Raw genomic sequence first — 24,021 nt, 5'->3', positions numbered from 1 at the left:
AATAAACACTCCTATCCACGGAATCTCACGAACGAGGTCCCTCCGGAGTGTACGCATGGGAGACCGACGCCAAACGAGCGCTACTGCGACTGTGTTCGTCTCGACTCCACGACCGTTCGGAGTCGGTCGCTGGGGGCGACCTCGAACGCTCGCACGCCACGCATGCGGTCGAGCTCGGTTCTGAATTCCTCGAACGTCCGGTACGCCTCGTAGGCCGCTTCGAGGTCGGCGAGCCCGTCGGGGGCGAAGAGGACGTGTGGCGTGAGAAAGACGCTCACGTCGTCGGCGACTCGCGTTCCGAACTGGACGCTGTCCCAGACGCGTCGCGGGTCGGAGTCGTCGGTGACGATGAGGACGCTGAGTCGGTCGTCCACCATTGCCTGCTCGCGCTGGATGGCGAGTTGGATGGGGTTCTTCTCGCCCGAGACCAGCTCGCGATGCTGCAGGCGGAAAAACGGTCGGAGACGCTCCTCGAACGACGAGTCGCCGCTACCGAGTCGGCCCGCGACACGTTGCCGTCCGACGGGCGAGGCGTACCTCCGAGTCGCGGTATTTCTCTCCCCCGTCGACTGTGGCGTCATCCGGAGCAGCGCTTCGTGAAGCGAGGTCGCACCGCCGCCCGTCACGGCCGACTGGGTCCGAGAGACGATTCCCTCCTCGTCGACACCGTAGATCGCCAGCGAGTCGAAGGCGGCGTCGGCACTGCCGACGAGTGCGAGCGCGAACTCCCGTGCGTAGGCGAACTTCGTCTCGCCTTCGGGACCGACGTTCATCGCCGGTCGCTGGTCGATGATGACGACCGCGTGACGGTCGCTCTCCTGACCGTACTGTCGGACGTGGAGGTCTCCCGTCCGCGCCGTCACGTTCCAGTCGATGTTCTTCATGACGTCACCAGGAACGTACGCGCGGATGTCCTGGGGGTCGAGTCCCCGTTCGGCCAGCTGTTTATCCTCGTCGCCGTACCAGTTCGCCACGTCCTCCGCGCCCTGCCCGACGTGGATTCCCGTCGGTCCACTGGCGTTGACGACGAGTTCGACCGGTGACCCCCGCTCGACGGTCTCAGAGAAGGATCCGTCCGTGTCCGTGAGGGTGAGTTCGAGCGGTCGGAGTTCGTGTGTCCCCGCGACGTGGAACTCGACCGTGTACGTGAACTCCGTGCTCGTCTCCCCCGCGTCGAGCGTCGCGGGGACGTAGTCGGAGATGGTCGCAGCAACTGGCGTCTGCGGCTCGATTCTGAGCGGAAGCGGGGCAGGTTCGTCGAGTTCGACCGTCACGGCCACGGGGACCTCCCGGCCGACTGTCGTCCGTTGTTCGGCCGGGTGGATCGACACGCTCAACGAGCGGTCCGTGGCTCTCACGGCACTGACGAACGCGCGCTGGTGACCGATGAGCCACCCGCCCACGCCGGCGGCACCGAACAGGAGGAGCGGTTGCGTGAAGACGACTCCACAGACCGCGAGGACGACGCCGACCGCTCCGATCTCGACCGGTCGTCTGTTCACTCTCATGTGTTCGGCCCTCGTTCGCTCATCCGTCGTCCTCGCGTCGATTCCACGCGCTCGCCACGCGTTCGATTCGCTCCTCGTCCCACTCGGGATGTTTCGCCCGTAGTCCCGCGATGAGTCGATTCGTCGCGAGCAGTGACGTCTCGTCTCCGGTGGCCCGTCCCGGACGAGGGTTCCAGCGCGGCTCACGAGGACGGCGACGACGAGGGCGGCGAGTCCGACGAGGACCTGGAGGGTTCTCGATTCCTGAACCACGACGTAAGCATAACTGAGCGGGGGAAGCGTCGCGGCGTGTGAGTAGTCGAGAAGGACCTGTTCGCGCGTCTCGAAGAGGTTCCGCACGAACTGCTGGTTCCCCGGCCGGTCGAGCATGGCGTTGATGAGCAGGCTCGGGTCCGAAACCACGACGACCTGTCCCTGGCCCACCGGTTCGACCGTCGCGACGGGCCGCTGGTTGAGCGACTCGTCACCGTCGAGTTCGGCGTTCCGGTTCGTGTCGAGATACGCGAGCGACGACGAGTTCACGAGGATCTCCGTCTGGGGGTTTTGACTCTGGTTCACGACCAGCGTCGTCCCGTGATTGAGCGTCAGTTGGTCGACATCTTCGGTGAGGGGATGCTCCGTCACGTTGTTCGCGACCGTGATGTTCGGCGACTGGTAGTAGTAGCGCTCGTCTCGGAGGAGTCGTCCGTCGACGGTAGTGCTCGCGCCGATGTCTTCGAGGAGTGTATTGGAGTGGGGTCCGAAGTCCTCTGCGACGACGAGCGTTCCGCCCCGTTCGACGAACGCGCGGACTCGTGCTGCCTCTTCGGAAGTGTAGGCTCGGTCCGGGGTGAGAATCACGGCGACGGTCTCGTTGGGGTCGACGGTCTCGTAGGCGGTGACGTTGAGTGTGAGCCGACTCTCGGTCCCTACTGCAGTCGCTTGACCCTGTAGTCCCGACGCGCCGTCCCACGCGGGGTTGTACGCGCCGAACGACGCCGAGGAGGTGCTGGCCGCCACGCCGACGGTCACAAGGAGGAGGACGACGAGACACGCGAGCAGTGCCTGCGGCGACTTGAGCCACGAGAGGTCAGCCACGTCAGAGCACCCCACTCGGGAGGATTTCGAGGATGCGCCGGACGACGATGTAGCCGAACACTAAGAGTGCAGGTGGGATGAGCCAGCGGAGTCGCCGTCGCCACGTAGGGGTGATTCGGATCGGTTCGGTGAGTTCGACGACGACGAGGAAACCGATGAGCGAGACGACGAAGAACAGCTCGTACGAGAGAGACTCCAAAAGCGCGAGGACGAGTGCCGCCGCGAGCATCCACGCTAACTGGGCGTGGACGAATCGGCGGCGACGGTTCGCGGGCACACGAAGGAGTATCTCATCTGCTCTTGTTAACGCATCGGTTGGGTCGACGGCCGTTCTCTCGACCTCGGGGCGGTGCTCCTTGCCTTCTGAGTGTCGGGTCGCACGACGATCGAACGCGGGTGAATCGATACGGTATTACACATCGACTCGGAGACTATCCGCATGAGCGGTACTGGACAGAGTAGCCAAGAGTCGATGCTCGTCACGGGCGGCACGGGCTTTCTCGGCCTACACGTCTGTGACCATTTTGCCACTCTAGGCTGGGACGTCACCGCGCTCGACCTCAAGCCGTTCGAGGAGGGCGACAACCTGAGTGACGTCGAATACGTGAAGGGAGACATCAGAGACGAGGAGCTGATGCGCGAGGCGATGGAAGGTGTCGACGTGGTGGTCCACGCCGCCGCCGCGCTCGCGCTCTGGGACGACGAGCGCATCCGGTCCGTGACGGTCGACGGGACCCGGTCGGTGCTCAACGCAGCCGCCGAGGCGGACGTCGACCGCGTGATGTTCATCTCTTCGATTACCGTCTACGGCGATGAGGCAGACTCGCCCATCACCGAGGACGCACCCCTCTCGGCGATTGGGGCGTACGGGCAGTCGAAGATCGACGCCGAACGGCTCTGCGAAGATATGCGAGACGAGTTGTGTATCTCGATCCTGCGTCCGCCGAGTTTCATCGGGCCCCGTCGATTAGGAATCTTCGAGATCCTCTTCGACTGGATCGAAGACGGTGCGAGCATCCCGCTCATCGGCTGGGGGAACAACCGCTACCAGCTATTGCACGTCGCGGATCTCGTCGACGCGATCGAACTGCTCGTCGAGGCCGACGAGGACATCGCGAACGAGACGTACAACGTCGGCGCTGACGAGTTCGAGACAATGAAGCGCGACTTCCGGGCGCCTATCGAGTACGCAGGGACGGGAAAGCGGACGATTGGAACTCCGGTCACGCCCGCCGTCTGGACGCTTCGGGTACTCGAACGTCTCGACCTCTCGCCGCTGTATCCGTGGGTCTACGAGACCGCCCACCGCGACCACTACCTCTCGGTCGAGAAGCTCAAGGCGGTCGGGTGGGAGCCGCAGTACTCCAATCGGGAGGCGCTGATCGAGACGTACCGGTGGTATCTCGAGAACTACGACGAGGACGCAGAGACCGACGAGGCGGGCGAACTGGGTCACCGCGTCGGGTGGGACCAGGGAGCGATCGGCCTCGTGAAGCCGGTGTTCAAACTGCTCTGAGCGGTTCCGAGCGTCGATATAACGGGTGAGTTCAGTTGTCCTCTCTCGACTCGGGCCGTGAGATCCGAGGATCCGAGTCGGTGACGGCCCGCGTTTCAGTCCCTGCCGCCGTTTCCGCGTCGAGTGCGTCGCGGATCTGTTCTGCGAGTAGGTACGCCTCTCCTGCAGTCGCGCGTTCGACTGGTTCTCCGGCGAACGCGGCGCGTTCGTAGAGCGCGGTGAGCCGCTCGAGGTCGTTCAGATCCTCGCCCGAGACGGCCCGGCAGACCTGGTAGAACTCCCAATGCGTCTTCGTTGCAGAGACATCGTAGGCTTCGACGAATCGAGCGCGTGCAGCCGCGTACGCGAACTGCACTGCCACGCTCGTCCGGCCGGCTTCGAGCCAGCGGTCGGCCAGTTTTAGCAGCGCAGCGTCGTCGGGGTCGTCCCCAGCGTTTGGTCCAGATCCCTGGGACGCCATCGCCGTGTCCGGAACCTCTTCGACTTTCGCTCGGTCGTACCGTCGTCGGAGTGCGACGGCCGACCCGAGCACGAGGAACGCGGCGATTGTGCGGGACCACGAGAGGTTTCGCCCGACGACGTTGAGTAGTTCCGCCTGGAAAAGGATGCTCGACGTCGCGGTGGTGTCCTCGAGGTTCGTGTCTTCATTGTCGTAAATTGCAGTAACTTCGATTGCTTCCTCGCCCCCAGCGGTCGACGGCAGTAATATAGAGGGGACCTGAATCGTCGTGTTGAATCTGCCATTTTCGTCAGTCTGTACGGTCGTGACCGGGATTCCTCCGACCGCTATCTCGACGCTTTGTCCGCCGACCGATACCCCGTTCGCCGTCGCGAGCCGCCCCCGCGTGATGACGGCTCGTCGCTCGGGTCCAGTGGCCGACGCGTTCACCCGAATCGTTTCCACGACGAGGCTCGCGTTCGTCGGGAGGAGTGTGATGTTGGTTTGTGCTTGCGTTCGGCCGATGGCGCTCGTAGAGTTCCCGACCGCGACGCGGATCGGTTGTTCGTCGACGGCGAGTTCAAGTGGCACTCGAACGGTTTTGGTGTACTGTCCCGTCTCGTCTGTCTCTTCTGTAGTTGTATTCGTGGTGACGCGCTCTCCACCCACGAACATTGAGACAGGTGCAGCAGGCACGGCTACATCGTCGGCCGACACCTCGACCGAGACTTGAACCGTGTCGTTGAATCGTGCAGTGGAAACGTTCGACGAGGCGGTCACGTCCGGGGTGACCTGTGAGATGGTCACACCGACAGTGTCGTTCGACCGCTGGTAGTCGGACTCGTTTTGCGGGACGTACACCACGTCGACCTGCTGAGTGCCGAGCGGTAACGTGATGGGACGATACTCGGTGGTGAAGCGCCCGTCATCGTCGGTTTCGGCTTCGATGCGCTGCGCCCCGATTTCGAGCTGGATGCTTCGATCTCCGAGTGGTTCTCCGCTCGCTGTCAACTGACCACGGAGCTGGACGGGATTCGTGAACGAGACGTTCGTCGACGAGGACGTGGTCTCGACAGTGAGTGACGTCGGCTCGAACTCCGCGTTCTGAATCTGTTCGACCTCGGCGGTCCGCTGGGCAACTGTCTCGTTCACGAGATCAGCGTCGTCGGAGAGGTCGACGGACGTTCGATTCGAGATTTGATCGTACTCAGAGACGAGCTCGCCTCGTGTCTGTTCGAGGTCGTCGGCAGTTCGTTGAAGTTGACGGGCGAGCTCCCGAGCACCCGACTCGTTCCCCTCTTGTCTCGCCTCTCGGTACCGTTCTCGGGTTCGACTGAGGTCCTCCAGTTGGTTCGCGAGTTGTCGCTGGTCTGTCGCCGCCTTCTTGAGTTGCTCGGCCGTCTGGTCGTCGGATTCGCCCGGCGTCTCCTCGGAGAGTTCGACGTACCGCCCCACCTCCTTTCGGTACTCTGGCCCAACGTACCCCTTGGCGAGTTCGTACTGGTCGCGGCTAATCTGGACTGAACTCTGTTCGAGACGGCTCGCAAGTGACTGTGAAAGACGGAACGAGATCGCGTCTAGATTACCCTCACTGGACTCGTTCTCCGGGTTCTCGTGCCGGACTACCGACGAGTTGTTCGGAGATGGTGATTGCGTCTGATGCACACCGACGGAGACTATCTCTATTGAGGACTGCGCCGCAAGTGTTGCAGGGTCGCTCGTCTGTTCTCCGGACGCGACCGGTGTAAGCGAGATGAGAACGAGCAAGATTACTGTAGCCACGACTATTCTGTGGCTTCTGGTCGGCGACAGTAACAACCTCAAATTGCTCACCGCTCAACCTCCACAAGGCTCACCCGTTGGTTATCGCCGATTGTACTGTTCATTATGACTCTCGTGGCCGTATCAGTCTCTGACAGAGATTCTTCGGTAAGTATAGCGTATCGCGCCCCGCTTGACTGGAGTTCGGACACTGGACCGCTCTCTAGCGGGCGCTGTGCGTAGAACGAGAACGTGTGGAAGGGCCGGTCCATCTCGCTCTCGATAAATACGAGTTCTGGCTGGGGCGACTGACGGTTCAATTCCTCTGCGAGAGACTGTTGCGCCGGATCCGCCGAAGTCGGGGGGACGCCGACGAACGAACCGACGAGGATCATCGCGACCAGAAGTGGGACGACCTTCGAGAGCGCGCTGAATGCGACCGTCGGTATCCACCCATCCAGCCGCTCCCGAATCGGCGTGGCCCACACGACAATAATCACTCCGGCGGTGAACACTACCCCCGGAACGGTGAGTTCTCCTGAGGTCGGTGTGAGCGAGTAGGCTGGCGAAACGATGAGAAGGAGTCCTGCACCGAGTGCGGCAACGAGAGCCTCAGGTCTTCTTCCACTGATAGCGTCGTCAACGATTCCCCCGACGAGCACCGCTGCAGGAACATACATCGGAAGGATGTACCACACCTTGTTTCCGATGAACGCGAACAGTCCCAATGTGGCTACCGTCCACCAGATGAGGAATCCAGCCTCCAGCTTGGAGTCCGATTTTTCGGTTATGATCCGCTGGTATGCGTAGACAGGAATTCCAACAAGCAGAATGAATGTCCATGGATGAAGTAGGTCTGGTGAAAACAATAGTTCAGTGACATACGGGTACTCCATGAACGAGAAGAGCGTGTTTGTATTTGTTCCGAAGGCTCCTCCAGCCGCTCGGTCGAACACGTATCTGACAAAGAATTCTTGAACGAAGACGTCTCCAAACCGTGAGTAGATGTAGAGTGGCCACGGGAGCGTAAGGAGACCTGTGAGACCAACCGCGAGACCCATCTCCTTTGAGATGAACACCCGTTGTGCAAAGAATGCCAGTGGGAGCACGACGATGAGGAACACACCCGCGCCGAAGCCTTTGGTGAGGACAGCAAGTCCGGCGAACAGTCCCATCGGGAAAAGCCAGCGGCGATTTCCCCGTGATGCAGCAAGCCAAGTAGTGTAGACGAACACACTCCCGAAAAACACGAGAAGACTGTCGAGTGCCCCATCGCGACCGGCGTTGAAGCCCGCGTAAACGTGTGGTGTCGTGAGGTAGACAAGCCCGGCAACGAACCCCGCTCGTCTCGACTCAATACTTCGCCCGATGAAATAAACTATAGCCACGGTGAGGACGCTCGCCGCCGCGGACGGAAAGCGGGCGGCGAACTCGTTCACTCCGAAGACGAGCATCGCTATTGCCTGAAGCCAGAGTCCGAGCGGTGGAAGTCTCAGCCACGGTTCGAAGTCGCTCGGTTGGAACCCGATCGTATAGTACATGTGAGGAACGATCCAGTAGCCATTTTGGACCATGTGTCGAGCGAGATTCGCGTAGAAGCCTTCGTCCCAGGTCGAAAGTGAGAAGTCCCCGAGTCCGTAGAAGAATACGAACACACCGCAGGCGACAAGCGGGAGGAGGTATGCGACGTCGGAACTCGTGAACGCGCTTCTGAGGAACTGACTGTCCCTTTCCGTTGTCTGAGTCCAAGAACGGGACGACTGTCGTAACCGTTCGGTCCTCGGTGTCGACGGCGTCGAGTCTTCGATCTGCACGTACTCGAACGGGTCGCGCTGTCCAGTACCCGACGACGCAGTTGCACTATCTTTTGCCGAGATATGCATCCTCTGATTTTCGCCTGACTCGGCCGCTTCGGGACCGAGAGTGCGATTACAGATCTCTATGATTTCGCGCTTTTCGGCGTCCGAGAGAGTGGGTTCCGGCGCGAAGAGTTCCTTCTCTGCGAGTGATTCGAGTCGCTCGCGGTCAGACTCGTCTACGCCGTGCGTCTCATCGAGTCGCTCGAAGTAGTCGATGTAGCTCTCGTCGGGTCGTCGACGAACGTTCGTCCGCGAGGCAATTGCTTCGACGACGCTGGACGTACTCATCTGTACGACCCTCTCACCACCACGGGAGAAGAGAGACGGCTACTCTTCTGGGAGTAGCCGAATCCGAGAGTCTGCGTGCGGGCGTTCGACGGCGACGAGAGCGAGATGGTTGTTCTCTCACGCAGCCATCGGCAGAGTCGAGCGTCAGGGCGGCCCATCCATCTGGGCGAGGGTTGTGGAGGCATCTATTTATTTGTGACTGGTATCTCGAAACCCATCTCATCACCCAGCTACTCACGAGCGCGCTCGCCAGAGTTTGAACACTCCGAATCCGACAGCTCCGAAGACCGCACCGTACCAGAGCGTCCCGACGCGGACGACGATCGTCGCGCTCGTAGCGACTGCAGCCGAGTATCCGAACGCAAGCAGGAGACCGGCGATGCTCGCCTCGGCAGCCCCCAGTCCGCCGGGGAGCATGCTCACCCCGCCAACGACGGACCCAATCCCAAAAACGGACAACGCGAAGAGTGGCTCTGCGGGCACGTCGAACCCACGAAGCACGAACCAAAGGCTGATTCCCTCGGTCGTCCACGCGAAGAGACTCAGAACGTACGAAATCGTGAGCGGGCGGAGCTGAAATAACGCGTACGAGTCCTCGTACGCGATTCTCAAGGGGTCTGTGTACCTCCCGACGACCGGAAGGGATCCGACCCACTCCAAGACGGTGAGGCAGAACGCCCGCCACTGCACGAGGAGGACGATACCGACGAACGCGGCAACGAGTCCGACGACGACCACCGCCGACCGGTTGTAGAGGACGATACCGATGGCCGCGAGCGCGGACAGCGCTAAGAGGTCAGTCGCGCGCTCGGCAAAGACCACCGGGATGACGCGACTGATGGGCACGTCCTCGGTGTCTTTCAGGAGCCACCCTTTCCAGACGCCCCCGCCCTTCATCGGTGTGATGACCATCATCAGCCCGCTGACGAAGACGAGGAGGCTCGTAGCGAGTGGCACGTCTATGCCGAGGCGACGGAGGTAGTACTCCCACTTGAGAAAGCGAAACGCGAACCCGCCCGTGGTCAGGCCCGCGACAACGAAGAGGATGGTCCAGTCGAACGCGCTGAACGTCCGTCGAACCGCCTCGGCGTCGCCGGCGACGATGAGACCGAAGAACACGGCGACTCCGAGGAGGACCGTGAGTTCCACACCGTGTTTCCGGAGGAGACTACCCATCCGGGGAACCAACGTACTACCCCCGTTCGTCTCGGATTTCATCGTGAGAGTGCCGTCCGTGCCTGGTGTATCTTCGTCGCGACGTGGCCGGAGAGATAGCCACCACGACCGCACGCTCGGACTTCGTTACTCCGGATTGAATCGATGAGGTCTCCCTCACACTTCGTGTACGCTCGTCCCACCTCTCGTGGGAAATGTGCGTCGCTCCCACCTGTGATCGGGAGCGAGTGTGCGACCGCGAACGACTGTGCGCGTCGATTAAACTGTGGGAAGACACACCGGGAGTTGATCCCCTCCACCGCGTCGACGAGTGTCGCGATCTCCTGCAGGTTCTCAGTGTAGTACTGTCGAAGGGTGTCGAACGGGTGCGAGAGGACGGCGACACCACCGTGGTCGTGGATCCACTCGATGACTTCTACCGGAGTCGTCTGCGGTGGGGGGGCTTCGACGTCGAGTGCGAGGAGGTGACCCTGTGTCGTCGTTACCTCGACCCCGGAGATAACGTTGAACGACGCTGGTGCAAGACGTTCGACTACCGCGGTGTTCTCGACGGTGTCGTGGTCCGTGATCGCAATTCCGTCGAGACCAGCCTCGACCGCCGCAGTCACGACTGCTCTCGGCGCGGTGTCCGAGCAGGGCGAGGCGTCCGTGTGGACCTGTAGATCGTACCGTCGCGTCATTCTTATCGCGTCTACCGATGTGTGGGACCGACCACAGATTAAATCCGTAGGATTAGTCCTTGCGCACGTCGTCCACAATCGCGAATCCCACACGTATAAGTTCCGCTATACATACCGCTCATTCATATGAGTATCCTCGTTACGGGTGCCCCGGGTTGGCTCGGGAACGAGCTCATCGCCCGTCTCGATGACTCTGCAGAGGAAATTCGGTGTCTCACGCTCCCCGGAGTCGACACGACCCCGCTCGACTCCTACGACGTCGACGTCTACTACGGGGACATCACTGATCAGGAGTCTCTCGACGAGGCCTACACCGATGGAGTCGATACGGTTTTTCACTGTGCGGGCATCATCCATCCGCCGAAGCTCCTCGGAGTCGATATGTTCTACGACATCAACACCCGGGGAACGCGCAACATGCTCGAAGGCGCTCGGCAACACGGAGCGGACCACTTTGTCTACATCTCCTCGAACGCGGCCCAGGGATTCAACGATTCGCGCGACGAACTGATGACCGAAGGCATGCCGTGCCGACCGGAGAGCCCCTACGGACGCTCGAAGTACCTCGCCGAGGAACACGTCCGTGGGTACGAGCGCGAGTACGGCATCGACTACACCGTGGTCCGACCCTGCTGGTACTACGGACCGGGCCAGCCAGAACGGATGGATACCCTGATGGAGATGATCGCCGAGGGGAACCCCATCATGTTCGGTGACGGGACGAACCTGCGGAGTATGACGTACATCCCCAAGCTGGTCGAAGCCCTGCAGCTCGTCATGGAGCAGTCGTCGACGGCCAAGGGTGAGACGTACTGGATCGCCGACGAGAAACCGTACACGACGAACCACATCTACGAGACCATCGCTCGGCTGATAGGCGTCGTCGACAGCTACAGTCCTCGCCGCGTCCCGAAGGTCGCGTCACAGGTACTTGAGGTCGCGGACAAGACGTTCGCGAAGCTCGGGGTATACGAGAAGAACGTCCACGTCGGCGGGGAGATGAGCCGAACCATCGCGTGTGACGTGACGAAGGCAAAAGAGGAACTGGGCTACGAACCGGCCACTGATCTCGAATCGGGCATGCGCGAGAGCATCGAATGGGCATGGGAGCACGGAGGGCTCGACGTATAACGAATGAGTGACGAGTCGTTGACCTACAGCGGGACAGCCAGCTCCACCGTCACGGGAATCGTCTACTCGCTTCGTCCGTGGCAGTGGTACAAGCAGCTCATCATCTTCGTCCCGGTCGTGTTCTCGTTTCAGTACTTCGATCCGCTTGACGTCGCCATCTGGCTCCGCGTCGTGGTCGGGGCTACCGTCTTCTCACTCACGGCTGGCTGTGTGTATATCGTCAACGACATCATGGACATCAAGGAGGACCGGAATCACCCGCGAAAGAAACACCGTCCGATCGCGAGCGGACGGGTGAGCGTTGCCGTCGCGGCAGGGGTCGCGTTTCCTGGATTGGTCGCTGGGCCGGCCGTTGGCTGGGTCATCGATCCGGCGTTCGGGTTCCTCCTCGTCGTGTACGTCGTGCAGAACGCGCTGTACAGTGTAGGGCTGAAAGACTATATTTTCGTTGACCTCCTCATCCTCGGCGTCGGCTTCGTGATCCGCGCGATTGCCGGGGTCGTCCTCGTCGGTGCCCCCATCAGCCCGTGGCTCGTGCTGTGTACGTTCTTGACTGCGCTGCTTCTCGGGACTGGAAAGCGACGGGCTGAGCTTGGTAGCGTGGAGAATGGCGAAGACATCCGACAGAGCTTGGACGATTACTCAGGTGAGTTACTGCAGGTCATGTTCATCAGCGTGTGTGCCGTCCTGTTGGTCTCGTACTCGTTGTACACGTTCTTCGTCCGCTCAGATGCGATGATGCTCACGATTCCGTTCGCGCTCTATGCCGTATTCCGGTACGGGTATTTGACCATCGAGAAGGGCATGAAACAGCCCGAGCGGATGTTCGTCGACCGGCCGATGATGGTCAATCTGCTGTTGTGGGCGCTGGTGACGTTTGCCGTGTTGTATTTCCTCCCAGTGAAAACGGTCGACGAGTTTCAGGCGATCATGTTCTCGTAGTACTGTCCGGTTGTTTCCTTCAAACGACGAACCCGAGGCGCAACTCTGGTTGGGGTCCTTATCGGGTGTCGATTGCTCGCTGATACACTTCCTCGGCCTGCTTCGCAACCGTATCCCAGTCGTACCGTGTCGCATGTTCTGTCGGAGTGGTCGGTGGTCGTTCTCCCGACAGTGCGTGGTCCAGTGCCTCAGCTACGCCATCGACCGTCGGCTCGACGAGGTATCCTGCGTCGTCGACTACTTCACCCACTGCTGAAGTGGGGTGATCCGCTGCGATGACAGTACAGACTGCGGCCATCGCTTCGGCGCGGATGATTCCAAAGACTTCTCGCGTCGACGGCGAGGCGAAAACGCGAACAGCACGCATGTGGCCGAGGACGTCCTTGTAATCGTCGAGGAACCCGAGGAAGGTCACCCGCCCTGCATGGTCGAGGGCCGACCCCCGGTCTCGAAATGCGTCGACCTGTGGACGTCCCCTACTCTTCCCAGCGTCACGTCGTACTCTTCGGCGACTCGGTTGAGCGCGTCCAGGAGCGCGTCGACACGCTTCTCTTCGATTAGTCGCCCCACGAATAGAATATCGAACCCCGGCCGTCCGTCAGCACGGTATGATTCGGTGGGAAGCGGTACGATCTGAATTTGATTAACATCACCGCTCTTCTGTAGGAGATTGCTGATGCTGTTCAGCCGTAGCTGTGGAGCCGAAGAGGACAAGGGCACCGCGTCAGCGGTGCCCGACACTGATGATTCCACTGGAAGTGTTTGGGTCGGAATCGGTCGCAGCGGACCTGCTCCAACAGGTTCGCTGGCGTGACAGTGTGACTTGTCTCCGCTGCCGTTCTGACCTGACGGTCAGAAACGGCAGCTACGGGCACTTTCAGCGGTATCTCTGTAAGGATCGCGACCGAACCTTCAACGATAAGACTGGTACGATTTTCGCTCACTCGAAGGTCGCGCTTCGGAAATGGTTGTTCTCGATCTACATGTTCCTTCGGTTCAACACGACCCTTCGCCAACTTCAGCGAGAGATCGGTGTCATCTACAAGACGATGCACTGGCCGTTGAGCGCTTCGTCTCAGCGCTTGATGTGTCTTCCCTCGCCTTGGAGGGACCGGTCGAGATGGACGAAGTGTACGTTTCTGCCGGGAAGAAGGGTCCTGAGCGCGACCGCGAGTCGCGCTCGCGTGGGGTGTTCACGCGCGAGGCGTACGAGATTATGAACCCCGAGACGACCGGTATGAAGTTCGCCTCGGAGATGATCATGCGGGCTGGGGCCGGATTTCCACATCGAGGAACAGCCGATTACGTACCACGGGCGTGAGGGCGAAGCGACCTTGGACTCGTTCCGGGACGGCTGGCGCCACGTGAAGTTCATACTCGTGAATACCCCGGGTACTTATTCTCCGAACATGAGATACTTCTCGCAATAATCGGCGTCTCCATACTCATGCTCTCGATCTCGGGAATCCAACTCAACAACGTCACATTGGGCCTGAATTCCATCATCGTCGGAAGCCTCTTCGTAATCGTAGGCGCGCGAATCGTCTATTCGGGGCGTTTGCAACCGTCGCGAGTGAACCGATCCGCACCGCTCAAGATTCCGTAACGAATCTCCTCGTCGAGACTGTGAATTTAGAGCACCGGACAACGCTTGGCCTGTCGCTACCGATTCTTAGAGGTGGTGACTGGGATAGTCATAACGATCCAAGCGATATTCTCCTCGTTTCTGCGGAGTGCGATCTCAGAGTAATCCGAGTCGCCATTGTGTCCTCACCCATCGAAGTTTATATATCACCAACAGCCTCACCTGATAACAGGACTACTCACGTGGAAACTACTTATAATAAGGGACCATAATAATGAGACGCACGGATAACATTCGGTTCTCGGTATCCCGTTCGACTCTACAGTAGTATGCTGACCGAACGAATTTTCCATAACCGGGCTCACAGACCACCGTTATTCGACAGTGTGATATTCTGGGTCGGGGTCTTCCAGCTCTGCACTATCCTTTCGACTCTTTTCGATATACCTTTACTCAGACCCGCTCTCGGGTTCGTTTTCGTGTGTCTACTCCCCGGTGCTATCGTTTCGTACTACGCGTATCCGGTATCGGATCTCGGTCCTCGAATCTTGGTCTCGGTGACTCTCAGTTTGGTGATTTCCATATGTACAGTGGTTGTGCTGAACTTTTCACTCCCACTGCTTGGAATCGCCGAACCACTCACGCTAATCAACGTTCTTTGGGGTTTAGGCGGCGTGAACACGTGTCTGGTGATTATACTCTCGACCGTGAGTGCAACCGATGAGCGTAATCCGGTCGTAACGAGAGACGCCTTTCCTTCCCTGAAGGTGCTGACGATCGGTGGCCTGCTGCTTTTGTCCGCGGTTATGGGAACGTCCGTTCTTCTCAACGACCTGGGTTTTCCCGTTTCCAACATCCTCCTTCTACTGACAATATCGAGTTTACCGATTGTGGCCGTGTTCGTTGATGAATCGAAAACTAGGGTGATGATCGTCTGGATTGCATCGATCGCGATTCTTCTGAACATGAATCTCGTTTCTTCGTATATCTGGGGGTGGGACATCCATCGGGAGTTGTTCATCTCCAACGAAGTCCTCCGACAGAGTTACTGGAACTACCAGTACCAATTCAACATCAACACCATGCTGACGTACGCAGTTCTGGCGCCGACACTTGAGTTGGTTCTTGGACTCGACATCGTCTGGGTGTTCAAGCTGGTGTACCCGGTTCTCTTCTCGCTGGTCCCTGTCGGCATCTATTACGTGTCGAAAGGGGTGTTCAAAGACGCGACCGTCGCTACCCTCGCCCCCTTCGTCTTCATCTTTTACTACGGATTCTTCAAAAACATGCCACACAAACACTACATCGCTGAGATCTTTATCGTGACGCTGCTGGTCGTGGCGTTCGAAGAAAGAATGCGAACCACTTGGAAGAGGCCGCTTCTCCTCCTCGTCGCGGCCGGCATGATAGCCTCGCATTACGGATCAGCAATACTGGTATTCGGTATTCTGACGCTAGTCGGAATAGCCAGCGTCGTGGTTCCGTTCCGCGGTACGCGAACGGTCAACTACGTGTTCAATCTCTGGTTTTTGAGCATCGTCGGAATCATGTTGACTTACTGGTATTTACAGATAGGGGATGGTATCATGGCCAATTACATCGTGGCGCGGGGCGTAATGACCGCTCAATCCATTCCGGAGTTCCTCACGTCCCCTCCGACCCGGAGCGGCGCCGGGTACGTAACCAAGGGGCGTTCTACACTACTCTGGCAGATTTACAAGGTATCCAGCATCTTGCTGGTAGGCGCCATAGGGCTCGGCGTTGCAGCGACGAGTATTCGAGCGGCTAAAGAGCAGTTGTTGAGGGTCAGGAAGAGCAGTGATGCGAGACCAGTTCCGCTTTCTAATATATCCGCCCCGTACGCGATGCTCGGTGTACTGGCCTTCGGTCTTACTGGATCCTCGGTAATACTCACGTTCGGAATGGGATTCGATCGGATCTTCCAGCTGATGTTGGTTTTCCTCTCGCCGTTCTTCGTCGTAGGTGTGAAACTCTTGATTGACACCGTGGCCTACCTGACGTCCGTGAGGCCTGGCCGGATCAAGAGCGCTCTCGCTGTTTCCACGGCGTTGTATCTCGGTCTGTATCTCACGGTGAGTTCCGGAGCCGCGTTCGTAATCGTGGGTGAACCTGCTCCCCCATACAGTATCAACATCACCGAGGAAAATCAAGAGTGGCGTGTTTACTCCGACTCCGAGACTAAATCACTCGATTGGGTCGATCGGTACGCGGGCGAGGGTGGCCCTGCGGTGTACAATCCGGGAGGCCATCTGGGTACCAGGGAAGGCGTGTTACTCACGGGCAGATTCCCACCTTCCGAAATCGACTCGCTCTCACGGTACGGCCCTCCTCCAGGGTCGCTGCTGTTGATCTCTCAGCAGCATAACGCGACGTCAAGTCCAAGTGTCGAGTCCCGGGTCTCAAGGGTTTTCGTCTCGGATGAGACGAGTCTGTTTTGGGCTTCGTCGTAATCGTCCATGACGATCCGACAAAAAATCAGCGGGTCGATTTTTGAACAGGCTTCTATCTCCTTTACCGGGCGGATTCTCGGTCGCACTGCCGATTACGGGTTGACCGCTTTCCTCGCGGCCGTTCTGGGTCCAGAGTCGCTTGGCGAGTTTGCCTTCGTACTGATCCTCTTGCGGTTCGCGTCTCTCATCGGCCGATTGGGAATGGGAACCGTCGGCCAACGCTACGTTACTATCCTCGATGGTGATGATCTGGGCGAATACGTGGCGCTTTCCATCTGTATTCCGTTAGTTATCGGGACTGTAACTGGAATAGCGGTGTTCTTCTTGCTGGTTTACTCAGGCAGACCGCTTGGAGAGAATCCAGCAATCGTGTTGGTCCTTGTGACACCGTTGCTGGCACTCTCTGAAACATTGAGTGGTATCGCGGAGGGGTTGAAGCGAGTAGAAATCAGCGTTTACGTTCGGGAAGTAGGAATATATATCCTCGGACTGGTCTTCGTAGCGATTGCGGTGTGGCTAGATGGGGGACTGATGGGTGTAGCGATTGCTTACGGCGTGGCGATTTCGATGAGCAACATAATCGGTATCTATCTGTTGTCGTCTTACCTTCCGTTTCCTCGCGTACCCGCTCTGGACTCGTCACGCGAACTGATCAAGTATGGAATCTATGCAGGGACGGAGAAAGTGGCGAACAAACTCACGGGGTGGACGGATATTCTCATGTTGGGTGCGCTCGTAACCTCCGCGTCCGTGGGGTTGTACCAGCTGTCGTTCCAAACTGCCGCGTTGTTGTCCTTCGCAATCGTTTCCGTCAACTCGATCTTCCCCTCCGTGGCATCGGGCATGTTCAACGACGGAAGGGTCGACCACCTCGAGTCGCTTTACCAGACGACTACGAAATGGATTTTCTATTTGACGTTGCTGGGAGGGGTATGGCTGATTTCGTGGAGTCCGGTCATTCTGGGCGTTTTCGGGGCAGAGTTCGTCGACGCTCGAATCCCGTTTGTCATCATCGTAGTCGGACAACTCATTGGTGCCTTGGTCGGTCCTGCCGGGTACTTGCTTCTGATGACTGATCACGAGCGACTACAGGCCACAAACGCGATCACTGCTGCCGTCATCAACGTGGTGCTGAATTACGTTCTGATACTGGAGTACGGCATCGTAGGGGCCGCGGTGGCGACGACGATCTCAATCTCTCTTCTGAACCTCGTGAGGCTCATTGAGGTAAAATATGTGTTAGGGTTCTGGCCGTACTCGAAGTCCTACATCGGTCTGCTGCCCGCACTGTTCTTGGGCGGATTGATATCTTCGGGGAGTACGCTGGTGCTACCAAACACTGTTCCGTTTGCCCTCATTAGCGGGGTCGCTGCAGTGTCAGTATTTCTTTTACTAGCGTTGAATAGAGTCACCGCGAACGATCTGTTCTTGATCGAATCCCTCCGGTAGGGAGACGAACGGTCCATAGATGTCGATTTGATTACTTGTATCCGAGTTCTTTGAGCCGCGCCTCGACCGCGGCATCAACCTCTACTTCTTGGGGTGGACCTTGTCTCGCACGCTTGTACGCGTCGTGAATCGAATCGGAGAACAGCTCTGCACCCCAGTCACAACGGTGGTCTTCGTCCAGAGTCCACACCACCTTCTCATCTCCACGCCAGGCTGCCCTCAGGGGTCGATCCCAGTGTATCATCTCTTCTGGGGGGTCGGACCCGGCGGCCATACCCAGTGTTTCGGCGCCCACTACATCCCGACCGATCTCTGGAACACTACCTCTCCTAAGCGAGCAGACGAGATCTCCTAAATCTAGATGACTTACCAAAGTCGGCTCCGTTCCTACTGACGCTGGACCGTTTAACACGTCCAGAGGGACGTGGCAAACTCCCTCGGAAAGACTGCTGGTGTGCCCCCACAGATTGTCCTCTTCCTCGTATCCCATATTCTCACCGTGATCTGCGGTAATGATGAAAACCGTGTCTTCGAGTACTTCAGCCAGTTCGCGGATCTTTCGGGTCGTGTAGTCTATCGTCGCTTCGTGATACTGTCTGTACAGTTTCTCGTCCTCTGGATCACACGAGCCACTGCTTAATTCCCATCGGTCGAGGCCTCTCGAAGACCAACTCACATCGTCCACAAAGGCCGAATTCAGTCCCCGAAAATAGCTATACGGGACGTGAGTCTCCATGAGGTTTAAAAATCCAAAGACGGGCTCGTCCGAACTCTGGAGGTATCTCTTTATCATGCGTAGTGATGATGACGTACCGTGGTCGATCGGCTCGGGGAATCTCGTGTCCATCAAGGACTTTTTCAGTTGAACGGAGGCGCCGTTCACCATACTTTTTAGAGGGTGGTCGCTTTTGATGCTCTCCCGTATAAATTCGAGATACAGCCCCATCCCGTCAGCAGTTGAGTTCCTGAACACGGACGTCGCATCAATGCCGTCCGGGAACGGCTGATACCGCGGGACATCCACGAAGTCGTCAAAGATTCTGTCGAAGCCGTACGCAGAGCTAGCGTACACGTTGCTACTGATACCAACCGTTTTACCCTCCCATCTGTCGCAGATCGTAGTGAACGCTGAGAGGTCCATGTTCTTGTTGTAGGCATGGACTCCATGTTCACTCGGCAGTCGTCCCGTGAACATACTCGCATGACTGGGGACACTCCAGCAGGAAGCGGACCGAGCTTGCTGGAACCGAATATCGGCGACCTCTCTGGTTTTCGCAACTCGGTCGTATACGTCCTTTCTTGCACTATCTAATACTATCAGGACAACATCGTTTGCTTCTGTCATTATTTTTCTGTTTTATTGATCATCGACTACGGATCACGACTGTACGAGCATCGTAGATTCGTTCAATACATCCAAATACGTCGACAACACTTCGTCGCAACGTGTTTCCCAACTGTGCTCCCGTACGACGTACTCTCTAGCAGACTCGGCGATCCGCTTTCTCGACCCGTCGTCAGACAAGAGGTCAACAATCGCCTCACTCAGCTCCGCAGGATTCTTCGGTGGCACGAGCACTCCGGTTTCACCGTGAGTGACAATCTCCGGAACACCTGCGACCGGAGTCACGACTGCGGGTAGACCACTAGCCATTGCCTCTAACACCGTCAATGGCATCCCCTCGGATAGAGATGGCCGACAAAACACGTCCGCTGACCGCATCGCTTCAGCCACACTTTGGACATACCCTACGAATCTGACCGACTCTTGTATTCCGAGCTCCTCAGTGCGGGCCTTCAATGTATTCTCCATCGGCCCCGTTCCTACTATTTTCAGGTCAGCGTCGGGTACAGACCGAAGTACCATCGGCATAGCGTCTATCAGTGTCTGAGGCCCCTTATTTTGAACCAGTCTGCCGACAAATAGAATACTATTGCTGCCGGTTCTCTCCGGGTTCGGATGGAACCTCTCTGTATCGACCCCGTTCGGGATGACGTTAGTCCGTTCAGGAACTCCACCGAGGGAGTACGAATACTCTGCAACAGCTTCACTGACCGCGATGATACGATCGCTCCGTCGAATCATTATCCGTCCGACCGTCTGTTCGAACAGTCGGGCGATGTACCCCGATAGACCCGTGATATTACTAATGTCGCCCAGATGAAGGGTCGTCACGGTGGGAACTGCAGACCTCAGTGTTGCTTGTGCGACGGTTGACGATACTGTGGTGAAGAAGAACCTGTTATGCAAATGAATAACATCAGGGTCAAAACGTTTGATCAACTGTCGAAGGTAAAACGGTGCTTCTATCGAAAATTGACTCTGTAGTCCGATTTTCTCTGTCAGGCTGATCGATTTAGACGTGTATACACTGACGTTATCGATGTCTTGGATTTCGCTGTCCTCGTTATCGACCAATGAAAACACTGCAACATTGACCCCCTTGCTCGCCAATCGAACGGCGAGGTTTTCGACTACAACCTCGACCCCTCCACCCTCCGGTGGCAGATAATCAGTACAGATGAGTACCCGCAAACCGGAGACTTCCTCTCCTGTTAGCGCTGCATCAGATTTGTCTCCGTGGTCCGAATCCGTGTTATACATGCGATTCATACATATTCATGTGTTCTTTTGCGACGTTCGACCACGACAGCTTCTCACTCATTCGCTTCGATGACTGTTTCATCTCATTCCTGTCTTCGTTACTCAGAACTTCGTGGATTGCTTCAGCTAAGCGTTCGGGGTCCTCCGGGGGTACTATCCGTCCGCTGCCGGATTCTTCTACCAGCTCCGGGAACTCACCGATGTTCGTTGCTACGACAGGCTTTCCGAAGGAAAATGCGATAGTTAGTGTTCCACTATGGCCGGCTTGAACCTTCTGAGGGATTGCTACCACAGTGGCTCGAGAGAACAGTTCAGCGACCTCTTCGTCGGGAATGTAATAATTATATACTTCGAATATTTGTTCGTATTCTTTGATTAATTCCAATAATTCCTCGGATATTTCCCCGCTTCCGGCGATTACGATTCTGAGATCCGGGAGGTCAGTCTCCGCCAGAAGCGGCGCTGCCCGTATCAGAGTGTCAAATCCTTTACTGGGAACCAGTCGTCCAAAGAGGAGTACAGTGTTCCGTTCCTCGTAACACTGGGCATCGTACGAAGAGAAGATCTCATAAGCGCCATGAGGGATTCTACTCGTGGGGACGCCGGAGCGTGTCTGTAAGATTTCCTTACTTGACTCCGTGTGGACGATATACCTTTCTACCCGCGGTCTTGGTAGAGCCGTGTTGAGAACCTTTTCGAGAGTTACGGCCGTCGCACTCATCAGTGATTCGTCTTCGCTCAAATCGTCTCCCCTGGACATCAAGCCACCCGACCGGACTGCATGATGTGTAACTACGATTGGGTACTTTTCATCCATTGAGTACCACTTCAGATAGAACGCAACGTGAGGGAGAAGGTTATCAGTAACGTGAATAATATCTGGATTAAAATCATCAATTAATGAGATGTTACGATACGATACGACGCTTCTGAAGTTCTTTATCGGTTGCAGCCCTTTCTCATTCAGAGCGACGTGTGAGAGACCGTCCGGTCTGAATACATCACGCTGTGTAACTTCATCGGAGAAGATTTCGTCCGCGGAAGTCGTAACCGGTTTGAACACATGGACATCCGTACTCTCACTTTCGACGTGGTTTGCCAGTTCCGCCGTGTATTGTGGGAGACCTCCAGTGGTTCTCGATAAGAGGTACGCGATTTTCATCGGTTTATATTTAAACGAGCAGTCTTTTATCCGCAGATTGCTCTTGGATTATGTCTTGTAGTCTCAATACCTCGCTTTCGTGCTGTCGCTGTAACTGCACCAACCGGCGGAACTGGACGACTCCGTTCTTGTACTCGTCGGATATATTCTCCAATTCTTTCGGATCCTCGGTGAGATCGTAGAGTTCCTCCTTGGTGTTGGCGTTTTCGATCACCGAATGGAATTTCAGTTGGCCCTTCCTTATAGACCTCACTTGTCGGTCTCGAACCCCATCGTACTCCGAGAGGAAAATACTCCCCTTGGATGGGTATGTTTCGGGTGTGAACGCCCCGGCAGAGATGTCATTTATCATTTTTCTAAGCTGGAGCAAGCTGATCGGTGATTCAATCGTGGAATCAGGTATGTTCTTTCCCGAAACTACGAGTGGAACGTGAACGTTCTCCTGATACAACGACGGATAAAAATGACCGTAGAAGCCGTGTTCCGCAAGGGCTTCTCCGTGATCAGCATGGATGACGTACGTCGGCTCGTGAGGTTCCAATCTCCTTTTCAGTTCTGAGAGAAACTGGTCCGCAAATTTGATGCTATCATCGTATATGTCCCGAATGCATTGCATCGTTTCGTCTGAAACTTCGATATCATAATTGTCGAGAATTCTGTAGCAAATGTAGTTATAATAATACATCTCGAGAAGATTGCTGAACTTGCGGTGGTTCTTTGGCGTCAAATAGGGGTAATGCGTGTCCATTGAAAATACCCAGAGAAAGAACGGCTCTCTACTCTCGTTCACCCATGTTTCGATTCGGTCTATGTACGACTCCCACGTCCGAAACGCCTCTTCCCTCTGGACGAAGTTTCTAATATTTCGGAGCGTAGTGTACAGATCGGATTCGGAAATGTGTTTGTCGAAGAGGCTCTGATACGATTCATTGGTGAACATGAAGTCATTAAATGAATCAAACCCATAGTCGAATCCGTAATATCTTGAGGCATAAGCGTTTGGACAGAATGCCCCGGTTCTATATCCACTACTCTTGAGATCCGACGCTATAGTCTCGTGCTTCTGAAGATGTGCACGGGAGTGTTTCGGATTCTTGACTGGCCCGTCGTAGATCATCTGCTCGCCGGTAAAGATACCCGACATTGACGGGTTCGTCCGTGAAGCGGGCGACATCGCATCGGTGTATCCGCAACCTTCGCTGAAAAACTGATCCAAGTTAGGGGTGGTATTCCTCTCATACCCCATGTGTCCGCAGTGATCTGCACGAAGACTGTCGAACGTGATCAAAACAATATTTTCTTTCATGAGTACTGAGTGTTAACTATCAATATATCCTAAGGACTCGAGACGCGATTCGACCTCCTCTTTATCAATGCGCTCCCGAGTATCGGCGCCGTCGTCCTGTTCCAACGCCGAGAAAATTACTTCAGCTAATATGAATTCTACGTACTCGTCTACTCCATCGAACCTATTCTGTGCTATTCTATCTTCGATTTTTTCATAAATAGAGTCGTCTATTTCTACCGTTTTCATTTACGATTTGTGCATTGACGGACTGGTATAAATTAGTTCGGATAACACACCTGACTCGTCACGTTTCGAGAAGCCGCCCATCCGGAAGTCACCACAAATAAACAGATGAATTTCTGCCCTCAAAACTAGAACGAGGCCGGTGCTGATAGGACTGTGGGGTGACCGCTACCTCCGAAGGGGTCACCTCTCTCAAATCAGGGTATATCGACCATCCGTGTTCGGTTAAGACGAGAGACCGAGAGACTTTGCTCTGGTGACGAAGCTATCGATGTAGACTGCGTGGGGGTGTGCTGAAGGAACTCTCACCGGACCTCATACAACGGCGATTCACGTCGCGTTTCCAGCCAAACTTATCGTAAGACATCGCGCTCGCGCGCGATGTAGTCCAACGCAACCGAGAGGTTTACATCACGACACTCGTTTGGACGCTTATCATGGGCCTCGCCGTTGAAGGCGAAGCCTGCACTATTGCCGTGTTTTAGCGCGCTTACTCTGCAACAACCAACCAGACACTCTCCCGTTCCAGCCTCTATGACCGGCTCACACCAGCTCATGCTGCATTGCTGAACGACTTCCTCAAACACGCTCTCAACGAGGTCGCGGTCCCCCACATGATAGCTTCACCGATTGAGTTGTTCCGTGAGGTGCTGATCGCCGATGCAACCGTCTTCAGGTTGCATCGGCTCCTCAGCGAGTTGTGAGCAAGCTCACCACCCGACTCGCCGAGCGGCAGTCGGGTCACAAAGAGCGCGGATGAGCGCTGTCACGACGACCCATCCACTAATCGACCCACCATCAGACGGACAGCCGCCACGCCTTGGCCGTCCTCTTCTCGATG

General features: G+C 56.9%; 18 protein-coding genes and 2 pseudogenes. 7 read left to right on the top strand and 13 right to left on the bottom strand.

Annotation, left to right across the window (positions count from 1 at the left end; genetic code table 11):
• Positions 1 to 80: 80 nt before the first annotated feature.
• Positions 81 to 2,585, bottom strand: coding sequence for a DUF4350 domain-containing protein (locus C2R22_RS25900; RefSeq protein WP_216824735.1), 2,505 nt, complete (start codon positions 2,583 to 2,585; stop codon positions 81 to 83).
• A gap of 1 nt (position 2,586) precedes the next feature.
• A complete protein-coding gene (locus C2R22_RS13545) occupies positions 2,587 to 2,814 on the bottom strand; it encodes a hypothetical protein (RefSeq protein ID WP_394342395.1) in 228 nt (75 codons plus the stop codon).
• A 210-nt stretch (positions 2,815 to 3,024) separates the two neighbouring features.
• Between C2R22_RS13545 and C2R22_RS13540 the strand changes: the two genes are divergently transcribed.
• Complete coding sequence (locus tag C2R22_RS13540) at positions 3,025 to 4,101, top strand: NAD-dependent epimerase/dehydratase family protein (RefSeq protein WP_103426223.1); 1,077 nt, start codon at positions 3,025 to 3,027, stop codon at positions 4,099 to 4,101.
• A 31-nt stretch (positions 4,102 to 4,132) separates the two neighbouring features.
• On the opposite strand, the gene C2R22_RS13535 is transcribed toward C2R22_RS13540, so the two are convergent.
• The 4 genes from C2R22_RS13535 to C2R22_RS13520 form a co-directional block, all read right to left on the bottom strand.
• Positions 4,133 to 5,995 carry a hypothetical protein gene (locus tag C2R22_RS13535; protein WP_103426222.1) on the bottom strand — a complete coding sequence of 621 codons (1,863 nt, stop codon included), beginning with the start codon at positions 5,993 to 5,995 and terminating at the stop codon, positions 4,133 to 4,135.
• 374 nt (positions 5,996 to 6,369) lie between these two features.
• Positions 6,370 to 8,448: an ArnT family glycosyltransferase gene (locus C2R22_RS13530; protein ID WP_103426221.1), complete on the bottom strand. Its 2,079-nt coding sequence runs from the start codon at positions 8,446 to 8,448 to the stop codon at positions 6,370 to 6,372.
• A 234-nt stretch (positions 8,449 to 8,682) separates the two neighbouring features.
• The gene (locus C2R22_RS13525) at positions 8,683 to 9,666 is read right to left on the bottom strand and encodes a lysylphosphatidylglycerol synthase transmembrane domain-containing protein (RefSeq protein ID WP_103426220.1); all 984 of its coding nucleotides are present in this window, start codon (positions 9,664 to 9,666) and stop codon (positions 8,683 to 8,685) included.
• Positions 9,663 to 10,304: a PHP domain-containing protein gene (locus C2R22_RS13520; protein WP_103426219.1), complete on the bottom strand. Its 642-nt coding sequence runs from the start codon at positions 10,302 to 10,304 to the stop codon at positions 9,663 to 9,665. Before C2R22_RS13520 ends, C2R22_RS13525 begins: the two co-directional genes overlap by 4 nt.
• 126 nt (positions 10,305 to 10,430) lie before the next feature.
• Between C2R22_RS13520 and C2R22_RS13515 the strand changes: the two genes are divergently transcribed.
• Together C2R22_RS13515 and C2R22_RS13510 are read left to right on the top strand one after the other, a co-directional pair.
• On the top strand, positions 10,431 to 11,435 hold the full coding sequence (locus tag C2R22_RS13515) for an NAD-dependent epimerase/dehydratase family protein (protein ID WP_103426218.1): 1,005 nt from the start codon (positions 10,431 to 10,433) through the stop codon (positions 11,433 to 11,435).
• Positions 11,436 to 11,438: 3 nt separating this feature from the next.
• A complete protein-coding gene (locus C2R22_RS13510; RefSeq protein WP_103426217.1) occupies positions 11,439 to 12,377 on the top strand; it encodes a UbiA prenyltransferase family protein in 939 nt (312 codons plus the stop codon).
• Positions 12,378 to 12,435: 58 nt separating this feature from the next.
• On the opposite strand, the gene C2R22_RS26395 is transcribed toward C2R22_RS13510, so the two are convergent.
• Together C2R22_RS26395 and C2R22_RS26390 are read right to left on the bottom strand one after the other, a co-directional pair.
• The gene (locus C2R22_RS26395) at positions 12,436 to 12,792 is read right to left on the bottom strand and encodes a glycosyltransferase (protein WP_245902768.1); all 357 of its coding nucleotides are present in this window, start codon (positions 12,790 to 12,792) and stop codon (positions 12,436 to 12,438) included.
• Positions 12,789 to 12,947, bottom strand: coding sequence for a hypothetical protein (locus C2R22_RS26390; RefSeq protein ID WP_245902767.1), 159 nt, complete (start codon positions 12,945 to 12,947; stop codon positions 12,789 to 12,791). Before C2R22_RS26390 ends, C2R22_RS26395 begins: the two co-directional genes overlap by 4 nt.
• A gap of 173 nt (positions 12,948 to 13,120) precedes the next feature.
• On the opposite strand from C2R22_RS26390, the pseudogene C2R22_RS13500 reads away from it, so the two are divergent.
• The 3 genes and pseudogenes from C2R22_RS13500 to C2R22_RS13490 all read left to right on the top strand — a co-directional run.
• A pseudogene (locus C2R22_RS13500) lies at positions 13,121 to 13,578 on the top strand (transposase); the annotation flags it as partial.
• A gap of 974 nt (positions 13,579 to 14,552) precedes the next feature.
• Positions 14,553 to 16,433, top strand: a complete 1,881-nt coding sequence (locus tag C2R22_RS13495) for a DUF2206 domain-containing protein (RefSeq protein WP_162562488.1) — start codon at positions 14,553 to 14,555, stop codon at positions 16,431 to 16,433.
• Between the two features lie 6 nt (positions 16,434 to 16,439).
• Positions 16,440 to 17,882, top strand: a complete 1,443-nt coding sequence (locus tag C2R22_RS13490) for a flippase (protein WP_103426215.1) — start codon at positions 16,440 to 16,442, stop codon at positions 17,880 to 17,882.
• 31 nt (positions 17,883 to 17,913) lie between these two features.
• Here C2R22_RS13490 and C2R22_RS13485 read toward each other — a convergent pair whose 3' ends face one another.
• Genes C2R22_RS13485 through C2R22_RS13465 form a run of 5 tightly spaced genes read right to left on the bottom strand, consistent with a single transcriptional unit; the run spans position 17,914 to position 23,183 of the window.
• Positions 17,914 to 19,227 (bottom strand): sulfatase-like hydrolase/transferase, encoded by a 1,314-nt coding sequence (locus C2R22_RS13485; protein WP_103426214.1) that lies wholly within the window; start codon positions 19,225 to 19,227, stop codon positions 17,914 to 17,916.
• Between the two features lie 33 nt (positions 19,228 to 19,260).
• Positions 19,261 to 20,487, bottom strand: coding sequence for a glycosyltransferase family 4 protein (locus tag C2R22_RS13480; RefSeq protein ID WP_162562487.1), 1,227 nt, complete (start codon positions 20,485 to 20,487; stop codon positions 19,261 to 19,263).
• On the bottom strand, positions 20,480 to 21,649 hold the full coding sequence (locus tag C2R22_RS13475; RefSeq protein ID WP_103426212.1) for a glycosyltransferase family 4 protein: 1,170 nt from the start codon (positions 21,647 to 21,649) through the stop codon (positions 20,480 to 20,482). Before C2R22_RS13475 ends, C2R22_RS13480 begins: the two co-directional genes overlap by 8 nt.
• A 10-nt stretch (positions 21,650 to 21,659) precedes the next feature.
• Complete coding sequence (locus C2R22_RS13470; RefSeq protein ID WP_103426211.1) at positions 21,660 to 22,955, bottom strand: sulfatase; 1,296 nt, start codon at positions 22,953 to 22,955, stop codon at positions 21,660 to 21,662.
• 12 nt (positions 22,956 to 22,967) lie between these two features.
• On the bottom strand, positions 22,968 to 23,183 hold the full coding sequence (locus C2R22_RS13465; RefSeq protein WP_103426210.1) for a CopG family transcriptional regulator: 216 nt from the start codon (positions 23,181 to 23,183) through the stop codon (positions 22,968 to 22,970).
• A gap of 362 nt (positions 23,184 to 23,545) precedes the next feature.
• On the opposite strand from C2R22_RS13465, the pseudogene C2R22_RS13460 reads away from it, so the two are divergent.
• Positions 23,546 to 23,872: pseudogene (locus C2R22_RS13460) on the top strand (IS4 family transposase); the annotation flags it as partial.
• Positions 23,873 to 24,021 lie beyond the last annotated feature (149 nt).

The organism is Salinigranum rubrum (assembly GCF_002906575.1).
Classification (GTDB): domain Archaea; phylum Halobacteriota; class Halobacteria; order Halobacteriales; family Haloferacaceae; genus Salinigranum; species Salinigranum rubrum.
Note: the sequence above shows the minus strand (reverse complement) of the source record. Positions and strands in the feature narration are given on the sequence as shown.